The organism is Maribacter antarcticus DSM 21422, assembly GCF_000621125.1.
Taxonomy (GTDB): Bacteria; Bacteroidota; Bacteroidia; order Flavobacteriales; family Flavobacteriaceae; genus Maribacter; species Maribacter antarcticus.
The window spans coordinates 503,355-527,963 of record NZ_KK211214.1 but is presented as its reverse complement, the minus strand read 5'-3'; the positions used below and the strand labels follow the sequence as shown (position 1 = coordinate 527,963).

At 37.8% G+C, this 24,609-nt stretch carries 17 protein-coding genes and 1 pseudogene; 10 read left to right on the top strand and 8 right to left on the bottom strand.

What is annotated here, in order from left to right; genetic code table 11:
* Positions 1–13 precede the first annotated feature (13 nt).
* The 5 genes from yidD to Q360_RS0118775 all read left to right on the top strand — a co-directional run bounded on the left by yidD (position 14) and on the right by Q360_RS0118775 (position 3,620).
* Positions 14–235 carry a membrane protein insertion efficiency factor YidD gene (gene yidD, locus Q360_RS0118795; RefSeq protein ID WP_027078459.1) on the top strand — a complete coding sequence of 74 codons (222 nt, stop codon included), beginning with the start codon at positions 14–16 and terminating at the stop codon, positions 233–235.
* Between the two features lie 170 nt (positions 236–405).
* The gene (gene lgt / locus Q360_RS0118790) at positions 406–1,371 is read left to right on the top strand and encodes a prolipoprotein diacylglyceryl transferase (RefSeq protein WP_027078458.1); all 966 of its coding nucleotides are present in this window, start codon (positions 406–408) and stop codon (positions 1,369–1,371) included.
* Positions 1,372–1,385: 14 nt separating this feature from the next.
* Positions 1,386–1,871 carry a DUF192 domain-containing protein gene (locus tag Q360_RS0118785; RefSeq protein ID WP_036196308.1) on the top strand — a complete coding sequence of 162 codons (486 nt, stop codon included), beginning with the start codon at positions 1,386–1,388 and terminating at the stop codon, positions 1,869–1,871.
* Between the two features lie 117 nt (positions 1,872–1,988).
* A complete protein-coding gene (locus Q360_RS24920; RefSeq protein ID WP_027078456.1) occupies positions 1,989–2,270 on the top strand; it encodes a hypothetical protein in 282 nt (93 codons plus the stop codon).
* A gap of 123 nt (positions 2,271–2,393) precedes the next feature.
* Positions 2,394–3,620, top strand: a complete 1,227-nt coding sequence (locus Q360_RS0118775; RefSeq protein WP_051554867.1) for an ATP-binding cassette domain-containing protein — start codon at positions 2,394–2,396, stop codon at positions 3,618–3,620.
* A 317-nt stretch (positions 3,621–3,937) separates the two neighbouring features.
* Here Q360_RS0118775 and secDF read toward each other — a convergent pair whose 3' ends face one another.
* Together secDF and Q360_RS0118765 are read right to left on the bottom strand one after the other, a co-directional pair.
* A complete protein-coding gene (secDF, locus tag Q360_RS0118770; RefSeq protein ID WP_027078454.1) occupies positions 3,938–6,913 on the bottom strand; it encodes a protein translocase subunit SecDF in 2,976 nt (991 codons plus the stop codon).
* 159 nt (positions 6,914–7,072) lie between these two features.
* A complete protein-coding gene (locus Q360_RS0118765; RefSeq protein WP_027078453.1) occupies positions 7,073–7,999 on the bottom strand; it encodes a malate dehydrogenase in 927 nt (308 codons plus the stop codon).
* A gap of 288 nt (positions 8,000–8,287) precedes the next feature.
* On the opposite strand from Q360_RS0118765, the gene Q360_RS0118760 reads away from it, so the two are divergent.
* Positions 8,288–8,665 (top strand): hypothetical protein, encoded by a 378-nt coding sequence (locus Q360_RS0118760; RefSeq protein ID WP_245603296.1) that lies wholly within the window; start codon positions 8,288–8,290, stop codon positions 8,663–8,665.
* A gap of 632 nt (positions 8,666–9,297) precedes the next feature.
* On the opposite strand, the gene Q360_RS0118755 is transcribed toward Q360_RS0118760, so the two are convergent.
* The 4 genes from Q360_RS0118755 to asnB form a co-directional block, all read right to left on the bottom strand.
* Positions 9,298–10,314: a DUF6588 family protein gene (locus Q360_RS0118755; RefSeq protein WP_027078451.1), complete on the bottom strand. Its 1,017-nt coding sequence runs from the start codon at positions 10,312–10,314 to the stop codon at positions 9,298–9,300.
* Positions 10,315–10,477: 163 nt separating this feature from the next.
* Positions 10,478–12,478, bottom strand: a complete 2,001-nt coding sequence (gene gyrB / locus Q360_RS0118750; protein WP_084273503.1) for a DNA topoisomerase (ATP-hydrolyzing) subunit B — start codon at positions 12,476–12,478, stop codon at positions 10,478–10,480.
* A 250-nt stretch (positions 12,479–12,728) separates the two neighbouring features.
* On the bottom strand, positions 12,729–14,309 hold the full coding sequence (locus tag Q360_RS0118745; protein ID WP_156950175.1) for a sulfatase family protein: 1,581 nt from the start codon (positions 14,307–14,309) through the stop codon (positions 12,729–12,731).
* A 190-nt stretch (positions 14,310–14,499) separates the two neighbouring features.
* Positions 14,500–16,170, bottom strand: a complete 1,671-nt coding sequence (asnB, locus tag Q360_RS0118740; RefSeq protein WP_027078448.1) for an asparagine synthase B — start codon at positions 16,168–16,170, stop codon at positions 14,500–14,502.
* 246 nt (positions 16,171–16,416) lie between these two features.
* Between asnB and Q360_RS0118735 the strand changes: the two genes are divergently transcribed.
* Both Q360_RS0118735 and Q360_RS0118730 read left to right on the top strand, forming a co-directional pair.
* On the top strand, positions 16,417–16,953 hold the full coding sequence (locus tag Q360_RS0118735; protein ID WP_027078447.1) for a DUF2911 domain-containing protein: 537 nt from the start codon (positions 16,417–16,419) through the stop codon (positions 16,951–16,953).
* Between the two features lie 419 nt (positions 16,954–17,372).
* Positions 17,373–18,566 (top strand): helix-turn-helix domain-containing protein, encoded by a 1,194-nt coding sequence (locus Q360_RS0118730; RefSeq protein WP_027078446.1) that lies wholly within the window; start codon positions 17,373–17,375, stop codon positions 18,564–18,566.
* 216 nt (positions 18,567–18,782) lie between these two features.
* On the opposite strand, the pseudogene Q360_RS27515 reads toward Q360_RS0118730, so the two are convergent.
* Both Q360_RS27515 and Q360_RS25950 read right to left on the bottom strand, forming a co-directional pair.
* Positions 18,783–19,393 (bottom strand): annotated as a pseudogene (locus Q360_RS27515) (transposase).
* A gap of 39 nt (positions 19,394–19,432) precedes the next feature.
* A complete protein-coding gene (locus Q360_RS25950; protein ID WP_027078444.1) occupies positions 19,433–19,741 on the bottom strand; it encodes an IS5 family transposase in 309 nt (102 codons plus the stop codon).
* Between the two features lie 436 nt (positions 19,742–20,177).
* On the opposite strand from Q360_RS25950, the gene Q360_RS0118715 reads away from it, so the two are divergent.
* Positions 20,178–22,991, top strand: a complete 2,814-nt coding sequence (locus Q360_RS0118715; protein WP_169734672.1) for a TonB-dependent receptor plug domain-containing protein — start codon at positions 20,178–20,180, stop codon at positions 22,989–22,991.
* Positions 22,992–23,005: 14 nt separating this feature from the next.
* Positions 23,006–24,424 carry a hypothetical protein gene (locus Q360_RS0118710; RefSeq protein ID WP_027078442.1) on the top strand — a complete coding sequence of 473 codons (1,419 nt, stop codon included), beginning with the start codon at positions 23,006–23,008 and terminating at the stop codon, positions 24,422–24,424.
* Positions 24,425–24,609: the final 185 nt, after the last annotated feature.

Sequence of the window (24,609 nt, the reverse complement as noted above, 5' to 3'; positions counted from 1 at the left end):
AATTGGGACCACAATGAAAAAAATTCTAATAGCCCCATTTGTTTTATTGGTTCGTTTTTATCAATTGGCCATATCTCCCTATACACCGGCTACATGCCGCTACTCACCTACGTGCTCCCAGTATACGCTAGAAGCTTTAAAGAAGCATGGACTTTTTAAGGGCGGTTGGTTAGCCATAAAACGTATTTTTGGTTGTAATCCTTGGGGTGGTAAAGGTTATGACCCTGTTCCATAAAAACAAGGATAGTCTATTTCCCTATAGCCCTTCACTGAAAGATTTTAAAGCGTATCATAGTTATGATAAGCTTCGGTAATATAGATACTTATGTTACGTGCTGATTTTCGCTAATAACCGTACCTAAGGGCTTTCTATTTTGTTATCTTAGCCTTTCCAAATAATCATATATGTATTTTTTAGGTATTACATGGAATCCCAACGAAACCCTTTTTAATATCGGTTTTGTTCAAATCAAATATTACAATCTTCTATGGATTATTGCTTTCGCTTTGGGCTGGTATATCATGAAGCGTATTTTTGATAATGAAAAAAAATCTGTAGAGCAGTTAGATTCCCTTTTTATCCATACCGTTTTAGGTACTATGCTAGGCGCACGTTTGGGACATGTTATCTTTTATGATTGGGCATATTATAAAGACCATCTAGTAGAAATTCTATTGCCCATTAGAGAAAGTAGTACCGGCAGCTTGCTCTTTGGCTTAATAGACGGCTATCAGTTTACCGGATTTACAGGTTTAGCAAGTCATGGTGCTACTATTGGTGTTATTATTGGAATGTATATTTATACCAGAAAAAACCCTGAATTTAAGCTCTTATGGATTTTAGATCGTATGGTAGTACCATTCTCAATTGGTGCTTTCTGCGTGCGCTTGGGGAATTTTTTCAATTCTGAAATTAATGGAAAAATAGTGGATAAATCTTTTGTTTTCGCAACGAGATTCATTCGTGACTCCAATGACTTGCATCCATCAAAAGCGCTAGCTATTACCAAAGAAAAAACGCTAAATGCCGCTTACGATGCCATTGAGAACAACCCGAAATTTTCTCAATATTTAGCAGAAATACCTTATCGACACCCCGCTCAGCTATATGAAGGCATCTGTTATATCTTTGTATTTGTATTGATATATTACCTCTATTGGAAAACCGAAAAGAAAAATAAATCAGGTTATCTTTTAGGATTATTCCTAGTGTTGTTATGGACGGTTCGCTTCTTTGTGGAGTTTGTGAAGAAGAGCCAAGGTGGTTTTGAGGAATCCTGGGGACTACTTTCTACAGGACAGTGGCTTAGTATTCCTTTTATCGCTCTGGGGCTTTATCTAATGTTCAGACCAACGGGCACAAAAGCCTAGTTTAACTCTACACAATGAGCATAAAACATAGTTTTTCTTTTTTTTTGGTCCTTGTTTTTCTCTTTTCCTGCAAAGAGGAAAATAATAAAACTATTAAAACCGAGGAAGTAATCTTCAGTAAGGAAGGAACACTACAAATATTTAAAAAAGAGACGGACACATTACTAATCAATTTAAATATTGAAATTGCTGAGTCTGACTATGAAACACAAACAGGACTTATGTACCGCAATGGAATGGAAAGAAATCAAGCTATGCTATTTATCTTTCCAGAAGTTGCCATCCATTCCTTCTATATGAAGAATACGGCGTTTCCTTTAGATATTATTTTTATTGATGAAAACCAGAAAATTGCCAGCCTCCAAGAAAATGCAGAACCATTTAACCAAAATGGACTTTCTTCGCAAGTACCCGTAAAATATGTTTTGGAAGTTAATGCTGGACTTACAGAAGACTGGTTCTTAGAAATTGGAGACCGCATCGTGTTCAAAAGAGAATAACAGTATGCAGTATCTCTTAACAAGCAAACAAGGCGATAGACTATTGATTAGAGTAGCAGTATCATCGGATTATGAAACTTGGATTCCTTTTCATAAAGAACCACTAAGCCCCCAATATTGGAACGGATTACCTTAGGACCCTATGCTGCTTGCCAGCAACAATTTGATGCTATCTTTGAACGCTATGTGAATGGCTTAGGTGGCATGAATGCCCTAATCTGCAAAGAAACAAATAGACGAATAGGGCTTTTCTGGCTCCTAGTCCAAACCATAGAAGTAACGGTAGCACTAGAAATGGCTACTCCATTCTACCAGAATTTTGGGGTAGTGGGTAAGCAACAGCGGCTGCGCAAAAATGCAAAGAAATCGCTTTTAACAATGAATGAGCCACACACCTAATCTCTTTTATACATGTAGGTAGTTTACCTTCACTACGGGTTTCGGTTGACAATGAAATGGAACACTATCAAAAAACAACTTATAAGAACACCCCTGTACACATCTATAGGACAAACAGCTAGCATGATACAACATTGGGCCATCCTCGTAAATAACGCTTCAAATAAATCAACATTCATTGAGGCAATTTTAAATCAAACCCATCCGAACTTCAAGGCTTTTAAAAATCAAAAAGGTGCATTGTTCTCTCCTATAGCCATTACAAACTTTGTAAATCAAGAAGAACGTCATGGCGATACTGCATTAATAAATGCACAACAGCCTTTAAAAACTATGTCCAGCGGCGAACAAAAGAAAGCCCTTCTGCAACACATAGTAGCCTCGCAACCTGATTATATTATTCTAGATAATCCGTTTGATAATTTGGATGCTGATTTTCAAGTTGAATTAAAGCAGTTACTTACGCAAAAGACACAGGAGACAAGTTTTATACAGCTTGTCAGTAGAAAATCTGATATATTACCTTTTACAGCTAATTTTGGGATATTAAAAAAGCAAGAATTTACCCAACTTAAATCTGAAGAATTAGATAAAGAGTTTAATTCAAAAACCCATTTTAAAGGATATATTCCAAGACCCATACGACGTATTGACGGTAACGCAGACACCTTAATCGAATTCAAAAACGTATCCATATCCTACGCAAAAAAACCGATACTGAACAACATCACCTGGAAAATACACAAAGGGGATTTCTGGCAACTTAAGGGAAAAAACGGGTCAGGAAAAACCACAATCCTATCCATGATTGTTGGAGACAACCCAAAAGCCTTTGGGCAAGACATCTATATATTCGGACAAAAGAAGGGAAGCGGGGAAAGCGTTTGGGAAATCAAAGAAAAAATCGGTTATTTCTCATCCAATATAACAGATAAATTCAGAGGAACGCACAGCGTCGAACATATGCTTATTTCCGGATTTAGGGATTCGATTGGCCTTTATATTAAACCTACCGAAACGCAAAAACAAAAAAGCAAGGAATGGTTACAACTGCTCAATTTCTGGAATCAGAGACATACACTATTTAAAGACCTTTCTCTAGGTCAACAACGCTTACTAATGACAGCCAGAGCTATGGTTAAGCATCCACCTTTGTTAATATTAGACGAACCTACAGCAGGAATGGATGACACATCCGCAACGCTATTAATAACACTCGTAAACAAAATAGCCAATGAAACGGACACTACAATAGTTTTTGTTTCTCACCGTAACGAGCCAGGGTTATCACCTACCTCTATTTTTAAACTGGCTATGACACCTAGCGGTTCAGAAGGAGTTATTGACTAAGCAAAAGAAGGTTTAAGCTGACCTAGATATTACATTTAGCAAGTAAAGAAAACTCTTTAAGTGCTACTACCTATACTCAATAGTTTGCCACCTCTTTTATATCCCTATTTAAGAAAGCTCTTGAATCATCTAAGACAGCTTCTTGCTATTAAATCTTAGATATCTTCTACTAATACTAAAAAATCTAAAATACTTCAATTAGCTGTTTTATAGTTGTTGGAAAGCCCCCGAAATATCTTGATTTAAAATAGTGTTAAACCACAAAAAAACCGCTACTCCCTAAGGAATAGCGGCTCTTTAATTTGAGTTAGTCTACTTTATTCTTTATCCTCTAAACCAGAACTTAATTTCTTACCCAATGCATCATACATGATTGGTGTTGCAATGAATACAGAAGAATAGGTTCCTACAATCACACCTATAATCATGGCGAACATAAAACCTCTTAGCGATTCCCCACCAAAAATAAATATGGTAAGTAACACCACTATAGTGGTTAAAGAAGTATTTAATGTTCTGCTCAAGGTGCTATTAATAGCGGAATTGATATTTTCTCCGCCTTTCCAGCCGCGTTCCGAGATGATTTCACGTATACGGTCAAACACAACCACAGTATCGTTCAAAGAATATCCGATTACCGTAAGTATAGCTGCAATAAAGGCTTGGTCTATTTCCATGTTGAAAGGCATTATTTTACCCAAAATAGAGAACACACCCAACACAATCAAAACATCATGAAAAACAGCTGCAACCGCTCCCAGGGAGAACTGCCACCTACGGAAACGTAATAAAATATATAAAAAGACGACAGCCAATGACCCTAGAATCGCTAAGAAGGCATTATTCTTTATATCATCCGCAATCGTAGGCCCAACCTTAACAGACTGCATAATACCTAGAGCTTTGTCTGAACTACCTACCATAAAATCTTGTTTTGTAATACCATCTGGCAAGTATTTTTGCAACGAAGTATACAGTTTATCCTGTATCTCGTTATCAACCTCTATTCCCTCTACATCCACCTTATATGGTGTAGTAATCTTAATTTGATTCGACTCTCCAAATGTTTTCACTTGCGTACCGCTTCCAAAAACATCGTTAAGTTCAGATGCAATTTCAGACGGATTAACCTGCTGCTCAAAACGAACGGTATAGGAACGTCCTCCAATAAAATCAACCCCCTGTTGCAAGCCAGGTCCTGCGAACAATGAGAACAAACCAATAGCGACCAAAATACCGGAAATCACATACGCTATCTTTCTTTTGATTAAGAAATCTATACCCATGTTCTTAAAGAGTCCTTTTGTTAGTGCTGTAGAAAAATTCAATGTTCTTCCTTTACCACCAATGTACCAGTCTACCAGTAATCGTGTAATGAAAATAGCCGTAAACAACGATGTTAGAATACCTATTAATAAAGTTGTTGCAAAACCTTTGATGGGTCCAGAGCCGAACACAAAGAGTATAATTGCCGTAAGTCCGGTTGTAATATTGGCATCTAAAATAGAAGAAAGTGCATTACTAAAACCATCGGAAACCGCTAAGCTTCTACCTTTGCCTTTCGCTAGTTCTTCTTTTATACGCTCAAATATAAGGACGTTCGCATCCACTGACATACCAATAGTTAATACGATACCTGCGATACCTGGTAAGGTCAACACCGCATTTAAGCTTGTTAACACCCCAAAAATCAATAGAATGTTCAATAACAGTGCTATATCTGCAAAAATACCTGCTTTACCGTAATAGAAAATCATCCATAACAATACAATTGCCATAGCTATCAAGAAGGACATAAAGCCACTATCAATAGCTTCCTGACCTAAAGACGGACCTACAATTTCCGATTGTATAATTTCAGCAGAGGCAGGTAATTTACCAGCCCTTAATACGTTCGAAATATCTTTTGTTTCGTTTACGGTAAAGTCTCCAGAAATTTCAGTTCTACCACCAGAAATACCACCTACAACAGAACAACCTGGCGCTGTATACACCTTATTGTCTAATACTACTGCAATCCCTGTTTGGTTTATATTAGCATCACTAGTCAGTTTTTGCCAAAGTTTGGAGCCTTTGGAATTCATTCCCATAGTCACTACAGGCTTACTAAACTGGTCAAACTCACCACGCGCATCACTCACCACATCACCACTAATTCTTGGTGCACCTTCACGATTAGACTTTAAGGCGTAAAGATTGATAATTTCAGTATCCTCGGTTGCTGGACGTTCCCAAACAAATTTTGTAAATTGAATATCAGCTGGCAAAAGTCTTTTTATCTCCGGCAATCTCAAATACCCTCCAATTGTAGCAGTATCTTTAATAGCTGCTTGAAACATAGCATTACTTCCCGGGTTTGCAGGAATTAACAATTCGTAAAGTGGGTTTACCTGAGTTGCCAAATCTAAAGAATCGGCTGCCACATCTGACAATAAAGAGTCCAATTCGGTCTCTTCCTTGATTTGTTCAGGTTCATCAACGCTTACAATACCTTTTAATTTTTCATTTGCTTGAATTAAAAAAGTGCTAAAACTCGTGTTGCTTTGAGAATAAGTTTCCCAAAACTCCAATTGAGCCGTACTGGATAGCAAATCTTGCGCACGTGCGATATCCCTTGCCCCTGGTAATTCTACCAAAATACGACCAGAATTTCCTTCTCTTTGGATATTCGGCTGCGTTACCCCAAAACCATCAATACGTTCGCGTAACACTTCAAAGGCCGAAATGATAGACTCGTCTATTTTTGTTCTTATAATTGGTTCTACCTGGTCATCGGACATTTGGAAATTGACCTCATCGCTAAGTCCCTTGTTCGAGAATATCTCTGGTGAGGCTAATTTAGTCTCTCCTTTTATATTATCAAAAGCATCAAAAAACAAGTCCAAATAGGTGTCATCGCTCTCTTTCGATGCAAGATCTGCATCGGCCAAGGCCTTATTGAAAACAGGGTTTTTGGTGTTATTTGCCAAGCCTTTTAAGATATCTTTTACCGAAATCTGTAGGGTAACATTGATACCACCCTTAAGGTCTAGTCCCTTGTTAAGTTCTTTTTTCTTGGCTTCACCATAGTTGGTATAACCAAGAATGGTATTCTCACTTATAGAGTCCAAGTAATTGGCTTCCATAGCTTCCCTCTTGGAAACATAATCGTCTTCCGAGTCCGAAACACGGCTTGTAGCAAATACTTCCGCTTCGCCTTCTACTTTACTTGTGATAAAAGTATAGGATAGCTGGTAGATACTTACTAACCCGAATAATAAAGCGAAAAGCTTTATAAGTCCTTTATTTTGCATTGGTTGTGTGAATTTTGTGAGTGCTTTTTACAATAGCGCGTAAATATATGATTTACCTTAGGAATTGACAATATATTTAGAAGTAATTGTAAAAAGGAAGCCATCCTACTTGACTGTTATCAACATAGGAAGGCTTTTAATCTTGGTTTATATTAAAACTTACAGGGATAAAAGACTGTTTGTCTTGGTAACTCCTGCTGCACTTTCCTGCATTTTGTTCTTTTCTGTATCACTCAAAGGAATATCAACGATTTGCTCAATACCGTTTCTACCTAAAATTACCGGCACTCCAATACAGATATCGTTTAATCCATACTCCCCTTCTAAAAAAGTAGAGCATGGAAACATTTTCTTTTGATCACAGGCGATAGCCTGCACCAATGCAGAAACTGCCGCTCCAGGAGCGTACCAAGCACTTGTTCCCAATAGTTTTGTTAAGGTAGCCCCACCTACTTTGGTATCAGCGGCTACTTGTTCCAATCTATCCTCGGATAAAAACTCAGATACCCTAATACTGTTACGTGTAGCATGCGAGGTCAAAGGTACCATCCCAGTATCACTATGACCACCGATTACCATACCATCTATATCAGAAATCGGAGCTTCCATCGCCTCTGCTAGTCTGTATTTAAAACGAGCACTATCTAAAGCACCTCCCATACCAATAATCCTATGCTTTGGAAGATCCGTAGTTTTATGTACTAAATAGGTCATGGTATCCATAGGATTACTCACTACGATAAGAATCACATTTGGCGAATGTGCTATTAAATTACTGGAAACTGTTTTTACAATCCCTGCATTAATACCTATCAGCTCCTCTCTTGTCATCCCCGGCTTTCTTGGGATTCCAGAAGTAATTACCGCAATATCACTATTAGCCGTTTTAGCATAGTCATTGGTGCTTCCTGAAATTTTAGTGTCAAACCCGTTTAATGAGGCCGTCTGCATCAAATCCATTGCCTTACCCTCTGCATACCCCTCTTTTATATCTAAAAGGACAACCTCTGATGCAAAATCCTTGATTGCTATATACTCCGCACAACTTGCACCTACTGCTCCTGCTCCTACTACTGTAACTTTCATCTATTGATTAATTTATATGGTTATCACTGTAAGACCACAACTATCCTTAACTATGGTTATAGCCTATCCTTCAAAAATAAGTATTTATTGATAAAAAACAGGATGGACTACTTTAATAATGTATGATAAACCCACACACAAAATATCGATGAACGGACAGTTACGTTAAAAAAAAGGGTGGTTCAACGAAGATATCGTAAAATCGTTACCATACAACGAATTTTAGTAATAAGGCAATCTACATGCTCGTTATGATAAGTGGATACCCAAATCCGAAAACCTACTTTAATGATGAAAAAATTACTTTCGTTAATGGCGATATTTGCCATTATTTTTTCTAGTAATTGCTCTAGAATTGAACAGAACAACGATCCCATCATTGGGATATGGATTGAAGCTGCATCCTTTCAGGAAGGTAGCACAGCCAAAAACACCACACGTAAAGAATGGATTTTTAACGACGTATACCTAGGAAGGTACCACGAGTTTAATGCAGGAAAAATAATTGAGCAAACTGACTTTAGATGGTCTCAAGAAGATGGCATCTATACTATTGAATATGGAGAGCTAAAAAACAAATCTATCGATATCGTAACCATCAATACCGTATCAGATGGCATCTTGCTTCAACAAAACGATGGGAACATTCTTGCTATAAAAGAGTAAACAATCTTAACAGAGCCATGGGAAAGGGCCTATCTGGAGTAATCTGGGTAGGCCTTTTTATGTTTTAGGAAATACTAGTGTACCATTTAAATACCCTTTACAATTCAACAAAACATCTGGACTAACTACTCAACTACCTATTTTCATAATTACCGACACCTCCATATCGAACATGATGTTAAATCCAGCTCTTGTAATCCTTGTTATTTTTATGCACACTTAAGTAAATAGCAGTCACATATGATGCTTTGAAGGATAACAGCAGTTTATCTATAAGTAGTTTCAATGCCCCATATTTCTTAACGATTTCTTTACAGCTATGGTCAATTTAGATATTTGGGAATCTAAAAAACTACATCATTTTAATCTTTACTAAATCGTCTACCCCAAAATTGCAGCTATTAAAATGTTATGCTTTTAAGCAACGTAGTAAATTTTAAAGATATTTTTTCCAAAATTATTGAAGTACCCAAACAGAGAAGGGTCGTTTAAAATTAATTTTGTGAGTGTTAATCCATCCTCTTCAACGAAAAACCCCTCACAAAGTATTTTTGCTCTAAAAACCCAATTTCGTTTTTGACAACAATTTAATCGGCACTAAGCTCTAATTAAAGATATTGACCTATTTACGACTATCTAAACCCAAAATTTACCCCCACAGTCGCCGTATTAAACTCACCTAAGGTGTAGTCAGCATGCAACCTAAAGAACCCTAGTTTTAATTTAGCACCTAGGGTGCCGGTAACGCCGCTAAAATTCTCAGCAATAGAGAAAGGATCTGTATACGTTTCGGATGCGAATGGTCCGCTGGTCACCCTATACTCTCCAAGAACATCGGTTTGGGATTTCCCGGTTAAATAACCTACGCCTCCATAAAAGTTAATGATGGGTAATTTTGTTGAAACTACCGCACTAAAAGACCAAGTACTCATATCAGCCTCGATACGCTGGTTTTCTCCATCTACCAAATTAATATCCGAAAGATCATAATCCCCATCGAGCTTTGTATATCCTATTACCCCAGATATTGCCACTGGCAATATCTTGTCTGCTGGTAATAATTTCGTAAAATCGTGTTGCAAACCAAATCCAATAAGACCCACTGAAGCTCCCTCATATGCGATTTTAGGCAAGAACCGTGCTTTAACCTCCGTACCTCTAAAAATACCAACACTAGCTTGTAAGTACCCTGAAGGTAAAAAATCAAGACCTTCGGCAGAAAGACCAGATGGGAGCTCAAATTCCTCTCGGACGTTTACTCCAGCAAATTGGCCTTCTACAAAAACACGTGTTCCCTGTATATCACCTAAGGCACTAGCAACTGGTCTAGCAGTCCCAGGGTTTTGAACAAAATTTAAATTCTCATACTCGTTAGGGTCTAAAATAAAAGTTTGCTTATCCTCTTTGTTTTTATGATTTGTAACCGCCCCTACAAAAGATATTTCGAAACCGCCCAAAGGTTTGGCATCGGCAGTATTATACCATCCTGTTGAAAAACTATATACGCTACTTTCTGAAAAAGGAGCCAAATAATCTTTTGTGAATCGCTCTGCATCTTCCAAGCCAGCAGCAAAAATATTGTTGAGACTGGTTTGCGCTGTCATCAAAGAACAACAGCAAACTAATAAACCTGTAATTATACGTTTCATCTTAAAAAATTTTAATACTTTATTCTACTGAAACACATGCGATTATTTTTACTCATATGCCTTAAAACACGCCGAATGGTCCAATGACTACTAAACTTTAAATTAGATAAAACTAAAAAACCTGTACGATACGTACAGGTTTTTGTTGTGTAAGTGACCATTTCTATGTGTCAATGTTCGCATAGACGGCATTCTTCTCTATAAATTCTCTACGTGGCGGTACCTCATCTCCCATTAGCATAGAAAAAACACGATCTGTTTCGGTTGCATTTTCTATGGTTATTTGACGCAAGGTCCTAAAGTCAGGATTCATAGTGGTGTCCCATAATTGTTCTGCGTTCATTTCTCCAAGACCTTTATATCTTTGAATTCCGACTCCTCCACTGTAACTGTCCGCAATCTCGTCCCGTTCCTTATCACTCCACGCATATTTCTTCTTCTGGCCTTTCTTTACCAAATATAATGGAGGAGTGGCAATATATACGTGACCACCTTCTACCAATTCTCGCATATAGCGGAAAAAAAAGGTAAGAATCAAGGTTTCAATATGGCTACCATCTACATCGGCATCACACATAATGACTACTTTATGATAACGCAGTTTCTGTAGATTCAAAGCCTTACTATCCTCTTCTGTTCCAATAGTTACGCCGAGGGCAGTATAAATATTCTTAATTTCTTCGTTTTCAAAAACACGGTGCGGCATTGCCTTCTCCACATTCAAAATTTTACCACGAAGTGGTAAAATTGCTTGGAACTTCCTATCTCTTCCTTGTTTAGCCGTACCACCTGCTGAATCTCCCTCAACAAGGAACACTTCGCACAAGGCTGGATCTTGCTCGGAACAATCCGATAATTTCCCTGGCAAGCCTCCGATACTCATGACCGTTTTACGCTGTACCATTTCACGCGCCTTTGTAGCAGCATGTCTTGCAGTGGCTGCTAATATAACTTTCTGCACAATAATCTTAGCATCGTCCGGGTGTTCTTCTAAGTAATTTGTGAGCATCTCAGACACTGCCTGACTAACGGCAGAAGAAACTTCTCTATTACCTAATTTCGTTTTGGTCTGCCCTTCAAACTGAGGCTCCTGAACTTTAACGGAAACAATCGCTGTAAGTCCTTCACGGAAATCATCTCCTTGTATTTCGAATTTTAGTTTATCCAACATCCCAGAAGCATCTGCATATTTCTTTAACGTAGAGGTCAATCCTCTTCTAAAGCCAGATAAGTGTGTTCCACCCTCATGGGTGTTAATATTGTTCACATAAGAATGAAGGTTCTCCGTGTAACTGGTATTATAAATCATCGCAACTTCAACAGGAATATCGTTTTTCTCTCCCTCCATTGAAATCACATTCTGAATGAGCGATTCCCTGTTACTGTCCAAAAACGAAACAAATTCCTTTAAACCTTCATCAGAATAAAAATCTTCGGATACAAACTCTCCTTTTTCGTCTTTTTGACGCCTATCCGTGATTGAAATCGTGACCCCTTTGTTCAAAAATGAAAGCTCTCGCATTCTACTTGATAAGGTTTCGTAACTGTATTCTATGGTTTGAGTAAAAATGGTCGTATCCGGCAAAAAGGTAACTTCCGTACCTCTATCTTCTGGGGCACACTCTCCAATTGCTTTTACAGGATACATAGCCTTCCCGCGCTCATATTCCTGCTCCCAAATTTTACCGTCTTTAAAAACGGTAGCCCTTAAATGGGCGGACAAGGCGTTTACACAAGAAACACCAACACCGTGCAGTCCACCGGATACCTTATAAGAATCCTTATCGAACTTACCACCAGCTCCAATCTTAGTCATTACGACCTGAAGTGCAGATACTCCTTCTTTTTTGTGCATTCCTACGGGAATCCCCCTACCATTATCCCTCGTAGTAACGGAATTATCTTCGTTTATGATAACACTTATGGTATCACAATGACCACCCATAGCCTCATCAATGGAGTTATCCACTACTTCGTATACTAAATGGTGCAGTCCCCTAGTACCCACATCGCCGATATACATAGACGGACGCATGCGAACATGCTCCATTCCCTCCAAAGCTTGAATACTATCCGCTGAATAATCCTTAGTAGGACCTTCCGGCTTTTTCTTCAACGCCTCTTCCTTATTTTCTTCGTCTTCGTTTTTTGCTGCTTCGCTCATAAATTTAAGGTTGTTTATACTTCAAATTTTGCAATCCGACAAATATACGCAATACCCCATGAAATATGATTTTTATAACCCTTGGCCATTAGTAAGTTATCAACAAAAATTGTGCAAAAACCCATAGCCGATATAGCTTATAAAACACCTTCAAACAACAGCCACTATTTCCAGTAAAAAAGATAGAAATCGACTACTTATAAAAACACTTACACTGCAATTAAAACCCAACGTGATTTCAAAGGTGATTTTACTCCAACATGGCCTCAGACAAAATATCTCGCATTACAGGGTAATCCTCGTCCTCATCAACATACTTTTTTCGTTCTTCCTTGAGCTGCAGCTTCATGTCGGCAATAATAGTTTCATACTTACCTTCATTTATTGCATTATTCAACTCTTTTGGATCTTCCTCAAGGTCATAAAACTCCCAGCTAGGAAGTGTGGTTTCTTGAGACGTGCCTTTTTTACCTAAATCTTGACCATAAAAGAACGCCAATTTGTAGCGTTCGTTTCGGACACCAAAATGTGCTGGCCTATCTGGACTATGCAACCAATACCTGTAATACATCTGCTTACGCCAATCCTTTGCGGTATTCCCGTTTAGGTTTGCCCTAAAACTTTCTCCTTGAATATAAGCTGGTTTAGCAATACCGGCATAATCCGCTAATAAAGCGGAAAAATCAATATTCAGAATAATATCATCGATACGCTGTCCTCCTTTTATCTCCTTTGGGTATCGAATAACAAAAGGCATGCGAAGGGACTCCTCGTAAATCAAGCGTTTATCAAAAAAACCATGTTCGCCCAAAAAGTAGCCTTGATCTGCAGTATAAATGACAATCGTATTCTCAGCAATTCCTTCATCCTGTAAGTAATCGAGGAGCTTTCCGATATTATCATCTATTGCAGCTCCGCATCTCATAAAATCCTTCACGAGTTTCTGATAGATTTTTTTACGCTTTTGAATACTATCCATACCATCTAATGGATAGGGAAGTCCAGGATACGTGGTCCAAAAATTATCGGTGTCGGTAGCTTTTTGCCAACGAGCTCCCAAATTCTCCAACACTTGTCCCTTAAAAGTTCTCCCCGTAGTTTCCTTTCCAAAATCCATAAGAGATTCAGGCTCCGGAATAGTCTCATTTTCATAAAGCGAAGCAAACCGTGGCGGGTAATCAAAAGGTTCATGTGTAGCCTTAAAGTTACAGAACATCATAAAGGGTTTGGTACTATCTCTCTTTTTAAGGTGATTTATAGTAAGTTCAGTAATTACATCCGTTGAGAAACCTTCATATTGCTTTCCGGAAGAACCATCACGGCCATCGATCCAGTTTTCCTTCGTTTTTAATATAGGATTCCAGTATTCTCCTTGTCCTGGTAGCACGTTAAAATAATCGAACCCTTCTGGCTGTTCCACCAGATGCCACTTCCCTATCACAGCGGTCTGGTAGCCATTCTCCTTAAAGGTCTTGGCTATATTAGGATGTCCGGCAGGAATTGGCTCGTTCAAGGTATACACCTGATTCACGTGGCTATATTGCCCTGTAAGAATAGCACCTCTACTAGGGGTGCAAATACTATTGGTACAAAAGGCATTTTCCAGCACAGCACCATCGTTAGCCAGGCGTTGAATATTTTGGTTCTGAACATAGTCTTGTAAAATACCCCCATAAAGACCCCAAGCCTGTGAGGTATGATCATCGGATAATATGAAAAGAATATTTGGTTTTTCAGCCTCAGCCGCAGGCTGGTCTACACAGGAAAATAAAAGTAAACCAAACCAAACAAACAAAAAAGACTTTATACACGTTACAACTACACCTCTCATTTTTCTTAGTTTTTAGAATCGCCCTAAATATATCCAATTACTGTAGCATTTTAAACCTTAAAGGGGATAACATTCCTATTTCGTTTAAAACTAAAAAAGGGGTGCCAAATTCATGACACCCTTTAAAAGCTAATTAAAAAAACAAAACTGAGCTATTTCTAAAACATAATAAACAAAATTATCATGCCTTTTATTTTTTATAAGCAGCGTCATGTACGTTAGCTACTGCCCTACCAGAAGGATCGTTCATGTTTTTAAACGCTTCGTCCCATTCCAAGGCAATCCTTGTGCTACAAGCGACAGATGGTTCTTGAGGTACGCAAAGTGCTGCAGCATCTGAGGGGAAATGTAGTTCAAATATAGACCGGTAGTAAAACTCCTCCTTACTGGTAGGTGTCTGTAGTGGAAATCTAAATTTTGCGTTTGCCAATTGCTCATGCGATACTTCAGTATTTACCACTTCTTTAAGCGTATCTATCCAACTATACCCAACACCATCGGAAAATTGTTCTTTCTGCCTCCAGGCAACGCTATGTGGCAACATGTCTTCAAAAGCCTTTCTTACTACCCATTTTTCCATACGTTCGCCATTGATCATTTTATCCTGTGGATTAATGCGCATGGCAACATCCATAAACTCCTTATCCAAAAACGGCACACGACCTTCTATTCCCCAAGCTGCTAATGATTTGTTCGCCCTAAGGCAATCGTACATATGCAACTTATCTAGTTTGCGAACCGTTTCTTCATGAAAGTCTTTTGGACTTGGTGCCTTATGAAAATATAGATAGCCACCGAATAACTCATCTGCACCTTCACCCGAAAGCACCATTTTTATCCCCATCGATTTAATGACCCTAGCCATTAAGTACATTGGTGTAGAAGCTCTAATAGTCGTAATATCATAGGTTTCTAAGTTATAAATCACATCCTTTATAGCATCCAGGCCTTCTTGAATCGTGAATTTTATCTCGTGATGTACCGTACCAATGTGGTCGGCTACCTTGCGGGCAGCAGCCAAATCCGGAGAACCATCTAGACCCACCGAAAAAGAGTGTAATTGTGGCCACCAAGCATCGGTAGTGTCGTCTGATTCTATTCGTTTTTGTGCGTATTTCTTTGCAATAGCAGAAATTACAGAAGAATCTAAGCCACCAGAAAGCAATACCCCATAAGGCACATCGGACATCAATTGCCTGTGTACGGAAGCTTCCAGCGCCTCTTTTATTTCTTGGATACTAGTCTCGTTTTCCTTGACCGCATCATACTCCATCCAATCCCTAGAATACCATCTTTTAAGCTCTCCGTCCGAACTATGCAAGTAGTGCCCTGGAGGAAAAAGTTCGATTTTGGTGCAGGTACCTTCCAATGCTTTTAATTCTGAAGCAACATAAAAGGTTCCGTTTTGATCCCAACCCATATACAAGGGAATAATTCCCATGTGATCTCGTGCTATAAAATATTCATCTTTCTCTGCATCATAGATGGTGAAACCAAAAATACCGTTCATTTCATCCAAAAAGCCTACTCCCTTTTCTTGGTACAGAGCTAAGATAACTTCACAGTCAGATTCTGTCTGAAAATCGTACTTACCTTCAAACTGCTTTCTTAATTCCCTATGATTATAAATTTCACCGTTCGCGGCTAGCACTAATTTCCCATCCTTACTAAGTAGCGGTTGTTTTCCAGAGGCGGGGTCTACGATAGCCAATCTTTCATGGGCTAAAACTGCTTTATCATTACTATATATACCACTCCAATCTGGACCTCTATGCCGGATTTTTTTTGACATCTCCAACAACTTAGGCCTTAACACCTCAGTATTTTCCTTAACCTCAAATGCACATACTATTCCACACATAATTTTTACTATTATATCAGTTTTAATACAAATATCATTTTATTGTTTCAATTATCAAACTAAAACTAATTATATGATTTCATTATTACACAATAATTCTATTTATTAATATAATTGAAAACTTGAAAGCTAAAATTTTACAAATAATAAATCTATATGTAAGTATTGAAAAAAATTAACGACTTTTTAAGGAAATTTAATTTACGAACTACTTAGCTTTGAAATAGTTTAAAACAAACAGTAATGATGAAAAAATTAGTTACCCTTGCGCTATTTGTATTTGCCTTGGTTTTTACAACAAACACCAGCGCCCAAAAATTTTCAGGAATGGATAAAAGTCCGTCGGATATGGCTTCCTACCCAAGCGACTATAAAATCTCTGAAAAAGTAGTACGCATTTCTTACGGAAGACCTCAACTAAACGGTCGTTCTTTAACGAATCTTGCACCAGCAGGCGAAGTTTGGAGAACGGGTGCCAACGAAGCTCCTGAAATTACTTTCTACAAGGATGTGACTTTTGGAGGAAAAGAAGTTAAAGCAGGTACTTACGCATTACTTACCATACCTGGTGAAAAAGAGTGGACGGTAATCCTCCACAGCCAATTAAATCAATGGGGTTCTTATTTTTATAAGGAAGCATCAGATATAGTACGTGTTATGGGAAGGACTAGTTCAGGAGATTCCCTTGAGGAATTTTCTATAGCCTTTAAGGATGTAGATGGAGGAGCTCACATGGTTATGGGCTGGGACACTGTTAGAGTAGCCGTGCCGGTGATGTGGTAAATCTTTCTCCATTAAACCTTTTAGGATAACATATTAAACCCCATAGCTATCCGCTATAGGGGTTTTTGTTTTCAAACCAACCAGATAAAATAGTCCGAACGACTGCAGGTAACTTTAGCTAATGCAACCAAAATCTTCTCAAAACAGTTGTTCCATAGAAGCGAAGACTACCAAAACACATTCATCTATCTCAAATACGGCACATTTTTTATGTCGGTCTAAAAAAATCAACGATTAGAACTTTAAATATAAGGTGCAAACCCTAAACAACATAGACATATAACCTCACTATAGGCGACCACAAAAAAACTCGTTTTTATCCCTTAAAAACATAATGGTCGCGGTTTTCTATCGCTTTTTTTAACAGACTTATTCGAAATTTATACATATTTTTAATATAAAATGTTTGATAGCTAATTATGAATAATTTGACATCCTTTTTCGATTTTGGGAGTTTGTCTTATGAACACTTATTTTATAATACTTTAAGTAATGGTACTGTCGGACTGGAATTTCTGCTTCAAAATGTTTTTTTTGGAGGTATTGGAGTTGCTGGTATCTTTCTGGGTTTTTACATAATTCTAAGCTACATAAAAAAACAAACTTTTAATATTTTTTTAGGTGCCTATACCTTGACCACAGCACTCATACTTATAGAGCTTGTACTTTATTGGTGGGAAGATCTCAGTTACAATCCAACTTTGCCGTTTTACAATAGCTTAATTTTTTTGTGGGCTCCTTCGCTATATTTATACCTTAAAAAAATGGCAGAAGATGCCTGTAAAACTACTTCCAAAACACCTATTCTAAGACACTATTTAATTTTTATCGTTTCGCTCTTATCATTAGCCATTATCGGAAATATGAAGGTAGGCTCCGAGGTTACCGAATACAGTATTACTTGGTTTTTTATTACATATTTGACTAATAATTGGATCAAAGCAATATATTTTTCATTCTATATCGTCTTAATGGTAAGAGATTATATAAACTATAGAAAACTCCTAGATAGAATGCCTAGAACTTGGGCAAAGGCCTTGATATCCTTCTTTATCTTCCTGCTTCTTATTGTTGTTTTAAGGGCCGAATTCGAAGGTCTAAGCGGCTTTGATTACCTAACTAAATACCTTGGAGCCTATTGTTTTTCAATATTCATCATTATTCTTGGATTCCTTAATATCCTTTACCCTAGCCATGGCATGGAACAAACAACGAACCGTGCTGTATCTATTGAAAAAAAATACAAGAATAGCGGACTAACATCAGATATGCTGAGTTCGCTAACAAAAGAGTTGCTTAAAGCAATGGAGGAAGACGAACTATTTTTAGACCACAAACTCACACTACAGACCCTTTCAGAAACACTTAACACTGACCGCTACAGCCTATCTCAGGTTATAAATCAGAAATTTAATAAGAACTTTTACGAATTTATTAATGACTATCGCATAAACGAAAGTGTGAAAATCATAGAGCAGAATCCGAAAAATATACGACTCGTCAGGGATTTGATATATGAATCTGGCTTCAACAATAAGGTTTCCTTCTACAGAGCTTTTAAAAAGCGGAAACGCATGACACCTGCCAAGTACATTAAACAATTTTCTGTGTGACTGTGACGCAAGTTATGTTGGGAATATAGTTCATGAAACGAACACAACGGTGCACTCATCTTTCCACATTACTGCCACCTAAGATAACGTTTACCATAATTAGTTACTTAACAGATACCTCTCACATCTTAAGACCGTTGCAAAATTGAATAATTTGCTCTAATCTATTTTTGAGATTTTTTTACCTTTAAAGGTGATTTTGTTATTGTTTCTATCTTAATTTTTACAATTAGATGCAATTATTGCTGGACTTCGATACAAATTATAATACATCGCTTTCATTAAGTTTTGGGTATGCATTTTTTCCATTCCTCTATATCTTGCTAACCCTCCGTTAAACCATCTTTTTATCCCTCGAAATGTTCGCTCTACTTTGAACCTTGTCTTACCTATTAATTTATTGAACTTCTTTTCCCATCGGGTTAAAGGCATATTCTTGTAGGTTTTATTTAGAACATTATTTTTAGTTTTCGTTGTTTCAACAATACCATATTTTTCTTTGATTGGTACCCTTTGTCGGCTTTTAAGGGAATGTCTTTTGGTAACGCTACGTTTACTGTTTCCAAGACTTCTTCAAAATTGGAAATCTCATTTTTACTAGCAGTGGTGGTTAAAACACCTAAAACAAGTCCTTCGCTATCAGTCACATAATGCTTTTTAAAACCAAAATGATATTTCCCTCTTTTTTTTAGCCAAGTGCCATCTTTATCTACACTCTCGCCATACTCTTTTGTAACTGCAACCTCTTCTTCAGTACGATCTTCAGTTACCTTATGATTGGTCTTTCCTTTTGGTCGAAGTGGGGTGTCTATAACACTAGCATCCACTATGATTCCTGTTTTAACAATGATGTTATGAGTTTCTAGTTACGCATTGATAGAACCAAAGAGCTTCTCAAAGGTTTTGACTTTGGTAAGGGCGCTTCTAAATCTACTTAAGGTGCTATGGTCTGGTGCTACTTCATCTATATGCATTCCACAGAAATAACTGAATGAGATACTGTCGTTCAATCGGTCTTCTACTTCATAATCGCTTAAACCATACCAGGTTTGTAATAAACTCATCTTTGAAAGAAGTATGCCACTATAACCAGCTTTACCTGTGGTGCTTTTTCCTTTAGTGTAGTGTTTTTTTAGAACAGTTATAATGGGATGCCAATCTAAAAGGGTATTCATTTGTGTGAAAAAAGCACGCTTTATCTTACGAGAACGTATATCACAAATGCTATCGGCTAAGGTCGGATGTGTTACTAATTACGTACATAAAAGATATGGAATATATCCAATGCTGTGCAACGATATCATTTCACTGTTTTTGCCAAAAAAAAGCCAACTACTTCTGTTCTTACTAACATTCTCCTAATGATAGTCTTACGAATACAGTGAACGTTACTTTCCATCGGTTTACTATTAATCTAGGTCGGTATTTATTCCATTCAACCACTAATATCGTTATTTTGAACTCAATATAATTAGGGCGTCGGCTGTATTAAAAATAATATAATAGGTTTTGGTCTATCATTTTCAATTTGGATTAGCTATCGATAAAAATGTGCCGACTCTTTAAATTTATTCTTCAATTCAAATATACATTAACACTCAAATGAATTACATGAGAACAAAAACAAGAGGGATTCTTACGCTGTTATTAATGTTTGTTGTTCACCTGTCTTTTACACAGGAAAAAGCGGTTAAAGGAACCGTTACAGACCAAAGTAATATACCCTTACCGGGTGTATCCGTAATTATTGCAGGGACGACACAAGGAACACAGACAGATTTTGACGGTAATTATACTATTAACGTCCAAGAAGGTGAACAACTACGCTATAGCTACATTGGGCAAAAGACCGTTACGTTAACAGTCGGTACTTCCAATACTATGGACCTTGAAATGCTGGAAGACGCAGAAGCTTTGGAAGAAGTTATTGTAACAGGACAAGGTTCTGGTATAGCAAGAAGGAAACTATCTACTACTGTTGATGTTTTGGATGCTGAAGATATTGACAAACTTCCGGCAAACCAGATTGATCAACTTTTGCAGTCCACTGCGCCTAGTGCCCAAGTTCGGTTGAGTTCTGGTCAGCCTGGAACTGCAGCTATCATAAGAACACGGGGGCCTATCTCTGCTGCTACCTCCGGAACACCAGTTATTATTATTGATGGTATCAGAGTTGATAATTTAAATTCAAACCCAGAATTAGGTATTGCAACCGGTGGAGCAAGTGTGTCGGCCTTGGCAGATATACCTGTAGAATCTATTGAAAGAATTGAATACATTAAAGGTGGTGCTGCTACTACTTTATACGGAGCCGATGCCGCAAATGGTGTTATTCAAATTATTACTAAAAAAGGAAAGGACGGCAAAAGCACTGCTTTTTTTGAAACTAATGCTGGTGTTATTGACGGTACTAGGGATTTCTTGAAGTACGACAGAACAGGTGAGGCAATCTTTGAAACCGGTTTTTCCCAAGAGGTTAAAGTAGGACTCAGCGGTGGTTCGGAAAAATTCTCATATAATTTTGGAGGTAGCCTTTACCAAGATGATAGTTTCAATGATATTAATGAGCAAATTAGAAGGTCTTTTACGTTCGGCTTTACTGCCAAGGTTACAGAAAGGTTGCGCTATCAAGGTTCTTTTTCTTTTGTTAATTTTGAATCTAATTTAGACTATAACGCAAATACCAGCTTTTCTAGGTTTTCTAATTTTGAAGGTTCTGCCCGGGGTGACACAGCAGAATTTACAGAAGAAGAGTTTCAAACTGAACTCCAAAGGTCTAGGAATCTAGCAGATCTTGTTGATATTACAAGCACTACAAATCGTTTAACGGCTTCTAATAAATTTATTTATGATGTCAAGGATAACCTACAAATAAATGCGACCGTAGGTGTTGATACCAGAAATACCGTTCAGGAAGAATTACAAAGTAATTCACTTTTAGTTGAATTGGGTGATGAGCCAGAAGGCACTACGGACAGAGGCGTATTCACGAGATTTCTTAGGTCTGCCTTCACGGTAACATCTGATATTAACGTCACCCATAAAGCAAATACAGAAAATTTTTCATTTGTTTCTATTCTTGGAGGGCAATTTTTTAGAACCACGGATAGACAAAATAGACTTGAGGGCTCTGGAGGAGTAGATGGCACACGTTCTTTGAACAACTTTTCGGAACAGACGTTTTCTGATTTCTTTTTAGAAAATGCCAATTATGGTCTTTACTTTTTAGAAAATATTGGAATATATGATGTAGCTTTCTTGGAGTTTGGTGGTAGATTGGATTACAACACCGCATCGGGTGAAAATACTAAGCCACTCCTGTTGCCTAAAATTGGATTGACTTATAATTTGAGTGACCATGATTTTTATATAAACTCAGGTATCAGCGATGTCGTTTCTACGATTAAGTTTAGAGCTAATTATGGAGAAGCGACAAACTTTTTCCAGCCTTTTCAACAGGACAGAACTTTTGCTCAAAACCCCTTCTTAGGAAACCCATCTTTCACTTTTGATAATCCCGGAAACGACGAATTGCTCTCTGAACGTATAAAAACAACTGAATTCGGTCTTGAGTTAGGGTTTTTCAGTAATAGATTGTATCTAAGTGGAACAAGATATTTAGGTACTACAGAAGATGCCCTATTTACTCCGCAATCTGCACCATCTACGGGACAGTTAAATCAAATACAAAATATTGGTACGATAGAAAATAATGGTTACGAATTTGCATTGACAGCCACACCAATACAAACAGGTAAGCATTCTTTAAGCGTAAATGTTTCCTATAACACAGTTGAGAATTTAGTGACAGATTCAGGAGGCGCTCCACCATTTGTTGTTGGTGGCTTTACTGTTTTGGGCTCAGTTGTCGAGGAGGGTCAGAGTTTAGGTTATTTAAGAGGGACAGCAGCTGTCCTTCAGGATGACGGCACCTATGCCTTTGAGGCCAATACAGCCTTAGGTGATACGTTTGCCCCTACTTTTGGTTCCATGGGGCTTAACTATACATGGGGCGATTTTAATTTATTTGCCACGGCTGATTATCAGCTTGGAGGTAAAATTACGGATTTAAGCTTCTTGTTGAGGCATCTACGCGGTACAGATGATACAGGTATCCCAGAGGAATTAATTGGCACTACCTCACCATTTAATTATGTTAATTTCTTCGTTTTTGATAGTGATTTCTTAAAAATTAGAAATATTGGAGCTTCCTATAATTTCGGAGATATTGCAAAGCCTCTGTTCAGCAACATTCGTTTAGGCGTTACGCTAACAAATCCGTTTAACTGGACGGCTGGTAGGTTTGACCCAGAAACAACAGGGTCTGGTATAGCCGCACAAAATGGCTTTGCGAGTGGCGGTTTCGCCTATGGTACAGAATCTGTTCCTAGGACATATATTGCTTCATTAAGATTTGAATTTTAACAAAAAAAGAAATTATGAAAAAAATAATAATATGTTGTGCAGCTATTTTTACGTTTAGTTGTACCGGTGATTTTGGGGATACGGTTGCATTTCAAGAAATTGAAAATCCAAATTTATCCGAAGCTTCGGTAGTAGGTCTACCGAATTCTGCATCAATACTGCTTACAGGGCTGGAAAGGCAATTAGCTAATGTGTTCAACGAAACCTTAGTTTTGTCAGAACTTGGCTCTGACAATTATGTGAACACCCAAACTTTTTATAGTCAATTTCTTGATAGGTTAGACATGCAAATTACAGACCCTGATATGAGAGATACACAACGCCAAATTCATAGACTACGCGAAATAGCTGTTTTTGGAACTGAAGAAGTAGGTCCAGCGGATCCTAATTACACCTCAGAAACAGAGGCGGAATTTAAGTATTTTGAGGGGTTGTCCTATTTATTTTCGGCAATGTATTTTTCTACATTAGCACAGGAACCTACTGGAGCTCCTATTACTTCAGAACAACACTATCAGAACGCTATAACGGCATTTGGAGAGGCTTTATCCTTAACAACGAAGCCAGAATATCATTTGGCCATAGCTAGGGCTAATTATTATTTGGGTAACAAGGATGAAGCCGTAGCTGCCGCTAAAAATGCCCTTGCCATTGATGCCTCATTTGATAGATTTGCTCTCTTTGATCAATCTAACGGACCGTCAAACACATTCGAATCGGCCTTGTATGAAAGAGGTAACTTTGACGATTTACAGCCACTGCCAAGTTTAGACTTTTTAGACCCTAAGTATTCTTTTTTGAGTCCTGAATCGGACGCTCCTGTGCATTATCTAAAAGCTGAGGAAGCTATGCTTATTTTAGCTGAAGCAGACCTTTCAGATAACGATATCGATTCGGCAAGATTAAATTTAACCAATTTATTGGATTTAATAGCTACACGCACAGTTCGCACTTTTAATGACGACATTGAAGATAGAACACAGGTTGTTGCTAATTCTAGGCCTAACAGCTCTGGTATTGTTGTAAACGGTATAGAAGGACTCGTCCTAGATAGGAAGTCGGGCGAAGTTAGTGTTCCAGCAGTATCAGGAACATCACTAACTTTAGCGGATATAGCCACAATGCAAGATGATGACTCAGGTTTGGCATTATTGTATAGAACAAGACAAGAAGTATTTATAGCGGAAGGTCTCCGATTCGTAGATATGGGTGTGAAGTTGGTCATAGACGAAAACGAAATATTGTTGAACGAAAATATCAATGAAGGCGACCCAGGTACTGTAGGGGTTATCCCATCTTTTATTCTTTCGGTAGTAAACGATTTAGACGCCATAGTTTATGAACCAGGCGGAACAGTAGCCTCAACGGTTATAGATTTGAATGAGGTCCTGATAACAAATAAAAGTTCCAATCAGGTTGTTCCTTTTGAATAAGTCTACTTTAATCTTATAAAAATCCCCAAGTTTTAGTTGGGGATTTTTATACTCAAAATTCCTCTTTGTAAGGATGGCAAAAGAATAAATTAAGGTCAACAATATAAATACATATAGAAAAGTTGTTTTTTGATTATTAAAAATCAGTTCATTTTCATAAAATGCGCTACAGCGTCAGAGAAATT